This window comes from Mesorhizobium sp. M2E.F.Ca.ET.209.01.1.1, assembly GCF_004010375.2.
Classification (GTDB): domain Bacteria; phylum Pseudomonadota; class Alphaproteobacteria; order Rhizobiales; family Rhizobiaceae; genus Mesorhizobium.
This window is the reverse complement of record NZ_SADP02000778.1, coordinates 1-322: the sequence shown is the minus strand read 5'-3', so window position 1 is coordinate 322 and position 322 is coordinate 1. Positions and strand designations below refer to the sequence as shown.

Genomic DNA, 322 nt, shown 5'->3' with positions numbered 1-322 from the left:
GTCAGCGGGATCGGCAGCCGGTCCTTGACCTCCTTGCCGTCGATGATCTCGGCCATGGTGTCGATTGCCAGGCGGCCGTCCTCGACCGGCGACTGCACGATGGTCGAATACATTTCGTTGGTGCGGATCGATTCGAACGCGTCCTTCTGGCCGTTGATGCCGACGATCGGCGGCGCCGCCTTGGAGGGATTGGCCTCCTTCCAGGCGTCGATGAAGCCGCGTGCCATGGTGTCGTCATTGGCATAGACGCCGCTGATCTGGTCACCGAAGCGAGTGATGAGGTCGCGGCTCACGACAAGCGCCTTCTGCTGGTCGAAATCGG

General features: G+C 62.7%; 1 protein-coding gene. It reads right to left on the bottom strand.

The window, feature by feature from the left end:
• A partial coding sequence (locus tag EN852_RS37865) for a substrate-binding domain-containing protein (protein ID WP_145994157.1) occupies positions 1-322 on the bottom strand: 322 nt, incomplete at both ends.